The sequence below is a fragment of the Streptomyces nanshensis genome (assembly GCF_001751255.1).
GTDB classification, from domain to species: domain Bacteria; phylum Actinomycetota; class Actinomycetes; order Streptomycetales; family Streptomycetaceae; genus Streptomyces; species Streptomyces nanshensis_A.
In genome coordinates this window covers 6,328-14,928 of record NZ_LJGW01000342.1, presented here as the reverse complement: position 1 = coordinate 14,928, position 8,601 = coordinate 6,328, and the positions used below count along the sequence as shown (strand labels likewise).

4 protein-coding genes are annotated in these 8,601 nt (G+C 71.2%); 3 read left to right on the top strand and 1 reads right to left on the bottom strand.

Translation table 11 applies throughout. The annotated features are described in order from the left end of the window. Positions 1–341 precede the first annotated feature (341 nt). From AN218_RS36875 to fxsT, 3 genes are all read left to right on the top strand, one after another. Positions 342–542 (top strand): hypothetical protein, encoded by a 201-nt coding sequence (locus tag AN218_RS36875; RefSeq protein ID WP_070018341.1) that lies wholly within the window; start codon positions 342–344, stop codon positions 540–542. 34 nt (positions 543–576) lie between these two features. Next, the gene (locus tag AN218_RS20400; protein ID WP_070018340.1) at positions 577–1,860 is read left to right on the top strand and encodes an aKG-HExxH-type peptide beta-hydroxylase; all 1,284 of its coding nucleotides are present in this window, start codon (positions 577–579) and stop codon (positions 1,858–1,860) included. A gap of 78 nt (positions 1,861–1,938) precedes the next feature. Further along, complete coding sequence (gene fxsT, locus AN218_RS20395; RefSeq protein WP_070018339.1) at positions 1,939–4,974, top strand: FxSxx-COOH system tetratricopeptide repeat protein; 3,036 nt, start codon at positions 1,939–1,941, stop codon at positions 4,972–4,974. Between the two features lie 149 nt (positions 4,975–5,123). Here the strand turns inward: fxsT and AN218_RS20390 are convergent. After that, the coding region (locus AN218_RS20390; RefSeq protein ID WP_070018338.1) for a multifunctional oxoglutarate decarboxylase/oxoglutarate dehydrogenase thiamine pyrophosphate-binding subunit/dihydrolipoyllysine-residue succinyltransferase subunit at positions 5,124–8,601 on the bottom strand (3,478 nt) is incomplete at its 5' end.

Below are 8,601 nucleotides of genomic sequence, written 5' to 3'. Positions count from 1 at the left end.
GCTGCTGCGCAGGGCCGCGCTGCACCGGCGCCGCGACAGCCCGCGGGCCGCCCTCGCCGACCTGCGCGCGGCGTCGGCCGAATGGGCCCTGCTCACCGAACGCCTCACGGAGAACCTCCCCTGGGACGAGATCCGCGAGACCCGCGAACGCCTCGCCGCCCTGGAGGCCGAATGAACGGGGCCACAGCCGTCAACGGGTTTCCCCGGCAAGGCCGTTGGGAAGAACCCTGCACCGTTGGCGGCGGCCTCCCCGGAGAGGCGGCAGAGGGGAGAAGAGCGTGCCGAAGCAGGGGAGTGGTGCATCCGGCGGGGCTCGTCCGGAGGGCGCGAGAGCGCCGTCCTTGCCCGACCTCGCGGGCGTCGGCCTGCGTGAGCTGCGGGTCATGGACGACCCCGAACTGCTCGCCGCGGTCGACGAAGTGCTGCGCCGCCCCGGCCTGTTCGCCGAGATATGGGCGGGCGAGGGCGAGAAGGGCGGATTCACACCGCTGCGGCGGCACTCGGTGCCCTCAGCGCGCCGGGAGGAACTGCGAGGGGCGTGATCGGGCCAATTCTCACCGGCGGGGAAGGGGAACGGTGCACTCTGTCACGACCCCGTCCGCCGTTCCCGCCGCAGCCCTCGCGTCGCTGGCCGGGACCAGGCCACGCTCCCAGGACCTCCGGCTGTTACGGGACGGACTGCACAGCAGGCGGCTGGTGCTGCTCAAGTCCCTGCTCACACAGGCAGACCGACACGCCGTGCCGCCCCCGGTACGGCAACGGCTGAATCGGCACTGGCGGCTGCTGGAGCAGGCCGAGGCGGACGACCCGACCGCCTTCCGCGCGGCGCTCGGCTACCCCTCCGTGGGCAACTGGCTTCTGCACGCCCTGAGCGTCCCGCCGGGCGAGGACGATGTGCTGGGCGCCCTCGCCGCGGCCGTCGCGCTGCGCACCGGCACCGGCTTCCGCATGACGCTCGCCGCCCCCGGAGGGCTGCTCACTCTGCCGGGCATCGGGGTGTACGCCGCACACACCGGACGCGTCCGCGTCGTCGCGGGGGCGCGCAGCCTCCGGCTGACCCCCGAACACCGCCGTACCGGCGTCGTGTTGCCGCCTCCGTACCACCGTGCGGCGGGACCGGGCTGGCACGGACTGCGTCCGCTGCCGGGCAGCGGCACCCTGCTCGACGACCTCGATCCGCGGCGGACGGGCACACGTCCCGTGCCGCGCACCGCACCGCCGATCACGGGCGGCCCCCCGGTGCCCGACGGGCGTACACGGGACTGGACGGCGCGGTGGCGTGCCGCCCTCGCCCTGCTCGCGGGCGCCGACCCCGGCCGCCGCCGGGAGATCGGTGCCGTGGTGCGCTCCGTGGTGCCGCTGGCCGGGTCGTCCCCGGGCGGGTACAGCGCCACGCTGGGCTCCGCGCCCGGCGCCGTGCTCACCCAACTGCCCGAGACCGCATGGGGACTTGTCGCCGTCCTCGTGCACGAGGCGCACCACAGCAAGCTCGCCGTGCTGGAGGATCTGACGCCGCTGCGGCAGGAAGGCGGCCTCGCCGTGCACCGCGTGGCCTGGCGCACCGTCCCGCGTCCCGTGGGGGCGGTCCTGCAAGGCACCTACGCACATCTGGCGCTCGCCGATCTGTGGCACCATCTCGCCGCCCGCCGCGGCGCGACCCCGGCGGCGCGTGCCACCGCACGGGCCCGCCGCGAGAACTACCGGGGACAGGTGGCGGAGGCCCTCGACGTCCTCCGAAGTTCCGGCGAACTCACCCCGGCGGGCGACCGGTTCGCCGAGGGCATGGCACGGCGTCTGGCGAGGCTGACGGAGCCGGCCGTGCGCCACCGCCCGCGCAGCGGGCAACCCTGTCACGGGTAGGTGACATACGGTAATCTCGCCGCGGCCCACCGCCCGTCCGGTGACCCGGCCCACACGACGACGAGGGAGAACGTGCCGATGGCCGATGAGCGGCACCCGGAGGGCAACGGCGGCTCCGGGGACGGGGGAGGGGGCCGGCAGCACATCGTGGTGACCTACCCCGGATACCACCGGGCGTGGGCCACGTGGATCGAACGCCGGCTGGAGAGCCACGGCCACCGCGTGACCCTGCAACGGTGGGACCCGTCACGGGAACAGCCGCTGGACGAGGCACTCGACGATCTGCTGCTCGCCACCGGCCAGGTGCTGCTGGTGCTCAGCGACTGGTTCTTCCAACTCGGGCCGCGCCGCGAGGGCGAGTGGAACACGGTGCTGCGCGGCTTCGTCGCGGACAACGCGGAGCGCTTCGCCGCCGTCAATCTGACCAACCGTCCGCTGCTGCCCGCCACGGCCGTGCTGGAACCCGTCGATCTGTGGGGCGTCAGCGAACCCGAGGCCGAACGGCGGCTGTTGTCCAGGCTCGCCCTCACACCCGCCTCACCGCCCCGTGAACTGCCGTACGCCCCCGGCTCCCGCTACCCCAGCGACCCGGTCGAGGTGTGGGGCGAAGTCCCGCGCCGCAACAGGCAGTTCACCGGCCGGGACGAACTGCTCAACCAGCTTCAGCAGCGGCTCACGGACGCGGGGCAGGGCGCGTCGGCCTGCACGCTCGTCGGCATGTCCGGCATCGGCAAGACCCAGATCGCCGCCGAGTACGCGCACCGCTTCAGCCCCGACTACGACGTGGTGTGGTGGATCAACTCCGACCAGCGCAACACCCAGCGCGACCGGTTCGGCGAACTCGCCGTCGAACTCGGCCTGACCGACAGCTCGGAGCCGGGCGAGCGCATCCGCTCCGTACGGGAGGCGCTGCGCCGAGGCGAGCCGTACGGCCGGTGGCTGCTGGTCTTCGACGGCTGGGAGGAGACCGAGGAGGCCGCGCAGTACATCCCGCAGGGCGGCACCGGCCACGTCCTGATCACCTCCCGCAACCGCTCCTGGCGCGGCCTGACCGACCTCGTGGACGTCTCCGGCTTCCGACGTGCCGAATCCGTCGGCTACTTGCTGCGCCGTGCGCCGCATGTGAGCGCGGACGAGGCGGATCAGGTCGCGCTGGAGTTCAACGACGTGCCGCTGCAGATGGCGCAGGCCGCCGCATGGCTGGGCGAGTCGGGCATGGAGGCCGGAGAGTATCTGCGGATGGTGCGGCAGGGCGGCTTCACCGAGGCCGTGGACCGCTCGGTGTTCACCGACTACCCGGAGTCCTCCTTCACCTCCTGGTCGATACTCATCAACAAGCTGCGGCAGACCGAGCCCCGCACGGTCGAACTCCTCACGCTCTGCTCGGCGTTCGCCCCCGGACGCATCCCGATCGGCCTCGTACGGGGCCTGCCCGCGGAGGCCCTCCCCGAGAACCTGCGCTGGATCACCTCCGACCGGCCGGCCTGGGCGCGCGCCCTGGACTCCCTGGTCAACTACTCGGTGCTCAGCCGGGATTCACGCGGCGGCTCGCACGGCGCCGGCGAGGAGAGCGGGCCGCAGCAGGAGTCGGTGCACATGCACCGCGTCGTGCACGGCATCGTCGGCGAACTGACGGCCTCGGACGACCGCGAGGTCTACCGGGAGGTCGTACGCGGCCTGCTCGCCGAGGCGGACCCGGGCAACCCGGAGGACAGCAGGACCTGGCCGCGCTACGCGGAACTGCTGCCGCACCTCGGCTCGTCCGGCTCCCTGAGCAGCACGGCGCCGCGCACCCAGAGCCTGCTGCTGAACTGCCTGCGCTACTGCCACAACGGCGGCGAGTTCCGGGTCGGCGCCGAACTGGCCGAGCAGATCCGCGAGCGGTGGTCCGAACTGCTCCCGGCCGACTCCGGGCCGATGCTCTCCCTCGCGACGCTCCAAGGCAACATCCTCCGCGCGGCCGGACGCTTCCGCGAGGCCCACGAGCTGGACAGCGCCCGGCTGGAGCGGCTGCGGAGCGCCGCCGCGACCGACGAGGAACAGCTCATGACGGCCACGAGCTGCCTCGCCTCGGACCAGCGCTTCCTGGGCCAGTGGGCGGAGGCGCTCCAGATGCAGCGCGAAGTCGTCTCCACAGCCCTCCGGTTGCTCGGCCCCGACGAGTGGACGACCCTGCTCGCCCACCACAACCTCGGCGTCGGACTCCGTCTGCTGGGGCGCTACACGGAGGCGTACGAAGTCGACCTCGACACCCTCCGCAGGCGTGAGACCCTGCTGCGCAACCGCCATCCCGACACGCTCAGTTCGGCCAACGCCTGCGCGCGCGACCTGCGGCTCATGGGCCGCTATCAGGACGCGCTCTCCCGCCAGGAGCTGTGCGTCCGGCGGCACATCCAGGTGCTCGGTCCGCAGCACCCCAAGACGCTGTGGGCCCGGCACAACCTGCTGCTCTGCGAGCGCCGTGCCGGCACCGCCAGACAGGACGCGGGCGTGGTGCTGGCCGGCCTCCTGGAGCAGCAGGAGAAGATCTACGGGCGCGCCCACTACAGCACGCTGTCCCTGATCACCGACTACGGCAACCAGCTACGCCGCGCCGGAGACCTCGCCCGTGCCCGGGAGTTGATCGACGAGGCGGAGAACAGCTGGCGGAGACTGCTCGGCCAGGCACACCCGGTGCCGACGGCCATGCAGACCAACGCCGGGCTCGTGCTCCAGGCCGAAGGCGACCGGGACGGCGCGCTGAACATGTTCGAGCAGGCACTCGTCGGCACGCGCGTCCTGCTCGGCGACGAGCATCCGACCACCCTGGGCTGTGCGCTGAACGCCGCGTGCGGCCGCAACTTCATCGGACGGCTCGACGAGGCACTGGAGTTGAGCAAGGAGACCCTCGGCAGGGCGCGGCAGGTCATGGGCGAGGACCACCCCCTCACCCTCTCCTGCCAGGTCGCCCTCGCCGCCGATCTGCGTGCCGTACGGGAGCACACGGAGGCCGGCAAGCAGGAGGAGGACGCCCTGCAGCGGCTGACCCGGTCGCTCGGCGCGCAGCACCCGCACACGCTCTCGGCGCGTCAACGGGTGCGCCCGTACTGGGACTTCGAGCCCTACCTCGGCTGAGTGAGCCGCCACAGGCCGCGCCCGCGGGGCGCGGACCGGGCACACAGCGGGACAGGGCACACACAGCGGGAGGGCCCGCCGGTACCGGATACCGGCGGGCCCTCCCGCTGTACGGCGTGCTCCACGGCGCCGGCCGGAGAGCCGGACGCTCAGAGCGCGAAGACCTCCTGGATCAACTGCTGCTGCTCCTCCTGGTGCCGCTTGCCCGAACCCACGGCCGGGGACGAGGAGGACGGCCGCGAGACCCGGCGCAGCCGGTCCGCGTTCGGGACCGGGTCGGAGCCGATGATCAGGTCCAGGTGGTCGACCAGGTTGAGCGCGATGAACGGCCACGCGCCCTGGTTGGCCGGCTCCTCCTGGGCCCACAGGAACTTCGACGCACCGCTGTACTTGGCCATCTCCGCCTGGATCTCCTTGCCGGGCAGCGGGTAGAGCCGCTCCAGCCGGATGATCGCGGTGTCGGTCAGACCGCGCTTCTGCCGCTCGGCGTCGAGGTCGTAGTAGACCTTGCCGGAGCAGAAGACGACCTTGCGGACCTCGGACGGGTCCACCGAGTCGTCGCCGATGACCGGGCGGAAGCCGCCTGTGGTGAACTCCGAGGCCTTCGACGCCGCGGCCTTGAGCCGGAGCATCGACTTCGGGGTGAAGACGACCAGCGGCTTGTGGTGCGGGTTGTGGACCTGCCAGCGCAGCAGATGGAAGTAGTTCGACGGCAGCGACGGCATCGCGACCGTCATGCTGTTCTGCGCGCAGAGCTGGAGGAACCGTTCGATCCGGGCCGAGGAGTGGTCCGGGCCCTGGCCCTCGTAGCCGTGCGGCAGCAGCAGCGTCACACCGGACGTCTGGCTCCACTTCTGCTCGGCGGAGCTGATGAACTCGTCGATCACCGTCTGCGCGCCGTTGCCGAAGTCACCGAACTGCGCCTCCCACATCACCAGCGCCTCGGGACGCGCCAGCGAGTAGCCGTACTCGAAGCCCATCGCCGCGTACTCGCTGAGCAGCGAGTCGTAGACGTTGTAGCGGGCCTGGTCGTCGGAGAGGTAGAGCAGCGGCGTGTAGTCGTTGCCGGTGTTCTGGTCGAGCAGCACGGCGTGCCGCTGCCCGAACGTGCCGCGCCGCGAGTCCTGTCCGGACAGCCGCACCGGCGTGCCCTCCATCAGCAGCGAGCCGATGGCCAGGGTCTCGCCCATGCCCCAGTCGATCGTGTCGTCCTCGATCATCGCCGCGCGCCGCTGGAGCTGCGGGAGCAGCCGCGGGTGGACGGTGACGTGGTCGGGGATGTTGACCTGCGACTCGGCGATCCGCTTGACGACCTCCTGGCCGACGCCCGTCTCGACGTGGACGGGGAACTCCGCCTCGGGCTGGGGGACTTCGGCCGGCGCGGGCGCGTTGGCGGCGTCCCGCACCTCGGTGAAGACCTTCTCCAACTGGCCCTGGAAGTCCTGGAGCGCCTGCTCGGCCTCCTCCAGCGTGATGTCGCCGCGGCCGATGAGGGACTCGGTGTACAGCTTGCGCACCGAGCGCTTCTTGTCGACCAGGTTGTACATCAGCGGCTGTGTGAACTGCGGGTTGTCGGTCTCGTTGTGACCGCGGCGCCGGTAGCAGATCAGGTCGATGACGACGTCCTTGTTGAACGCCTGCCGGTACTCGAAGGCGAGACGGGCCACGCGGACCACGGCCTCCGGGTCGTCGCCGTTGACGTGGAAGATCGGCGCCTCGATCATCCGCGCCACGTCGGTGGAGTACATCGACGAGCGCGCCGACTCGGGCGCCGCGGTGAAGCCCACCTGGTTGTTGACGATGATGTGCACCGTGCCGCCGGTGCGGTAGCCGCGCAGTTGCGACATGTTGAGCGTCTCCGCGACGACGCCCTGGCCCGCGAAGGCCGCGTCGCCGTGGAGCTGCACGGGCAGGACGGTGAAGTCCGTGCCGCCCTTGCCGATGATGTCCTGCTTGGCCCGCGCGACGCCCTCGACGATCGGGTCGACGGCCTCCAGGTGCGAGGGGTTGGCGGTCAGCGAGACCTTGATCTGCTCGCCGTCCAGGCCGGTGAAGGTGCCCTCCGCGCCCAGGTGGTACTTCACGTCGCCGGAGCCGTGCATCGACTTCGGGTCGAGGTTGCCCTCGAACTCGCGGAAGATCTGCGCGTAGGACTTGCCGACGATGTTCGCCAGCACGTTGAGCCGGCCCCGGTGCGCCATGCCGATCACGCACTCGTCCAGGCGCGATTCGGCGGCGGCGTCCAGCACCGCGTCCAGCATCGGGATGACGGACTCGCCGCCCTCCAGCGAGAAGCGCTTCTGGCCGACGTACTTGGTCTGGAGGAACGTCTCGAAGGCCTCCGCGGCGTTCAGCCGCCGCAGGATGCGCAGTTGCTCGTCACGCTCGGGCTTGGAGTGCGGACGCTCGACCCGGTCCTGGATCCACTTGCGCTCCTTCGGGTCCTGGATGTGCATGTACTCGATGCCGGTGGTGCGGCAGTACGAGTCGCGCAGCACGCCCAGGATGTCGCGCAGCTTCATCATCGACTTGTTGGCGAAACCGCCGACCGCGAAGTCGCGTTCCAGATCCCACAGGGTGAGCCCGTGCTCGGTGATGTCCAGGTCGGGGTGCTTGCGCTGCTTGTACTCCAGCGGGTCCGTGTCGGCCATGATGTGGCCGCGCACCCGGTAGGAGTGGATCAGGTCGAAGACGCGGGCGGCCTTGGTGACGTCCGAGTCGTGCGAGGTGTCGATGTCCTGGTTCCAGCGCACCGGCTCGTACGGGATGCGCAGCGCCTTGAAGATCTCGTCGTAGAAGTCGTCCTCGCCGAGCAGCAGCCGGCTGACGATGCGCAGGAACTCCCCGGACGCGGCGCCCTGGATGACCCGGTGGTCGTACGTGCTCGTCAGCGTCATCACCTTGGAGACGCCGAGCCGGTTGAGGGTGTCCTGCGAGGTGCCCTGGAACTCCGCCGGATACTCCATCGCGCCCACGCCCAGGATCAGCCCCTGGCCGGGCATCAGCCGCGGCACGGAGTGGACGGTGCCGATGCCGCCGGGGTTGGTGAGGGAGCAGGTGACGCCGGAGAAGTCCTCCATCGTCAGCTTGTTCTGCCGGGCACGGCGGACGATGTCCTCGTACGCCTGCCAGAACTCGAAGAAGGTCAGCGTCTCGGCCTTCTTGATGCCGGCGACGACGAGTTGGCGGTCGCCGTTCGGCTTGACCAGGTCGATGGCGAGACCGAGGTTGACGTGGTCGGGCTTGACCAGCGTCGGCTTGCCGTCCTTCTCGGTGTACGAGTGGTTCATCGACGGCATCGCCTTCAGCGCCTGCACCATGGCGTAGCCGATCAGGTGCGTGAAGGAGACCTTGCCGCCGCGGGCGCGCTTGAGGTGGTTGTTGATGACGATGCGGTTGTCGAAGAGCAGCTTCACCGGGACCGCGCGCACCGACGTGGCGGTCGGCAGCTCCAGCGAGGCGTTCATGTTCTTCGCGACGGCCGCGGCCGGACCGCGCATCTGCGTGTACTCCGGCCCGGCGGGCTGCTCGCCCCCGGCCTCGCCGCCCTGGGCGGACTGGGCCTGGGCACGCGCCGGTTCGGCCGCGGTGGGCCCGGCCTTCTGCGCCGGGGCGGGCTTGGCGGCG

Excerpts from the sequence above, each read along its gene's own strand:
- fxsT (WP_070018339.1), top strand. The coding sequence starts at position 1,939 with ATGGCCGATGAGCGGCACCCGGAGGGCAACGGCGGCTCCGGGGACGGG.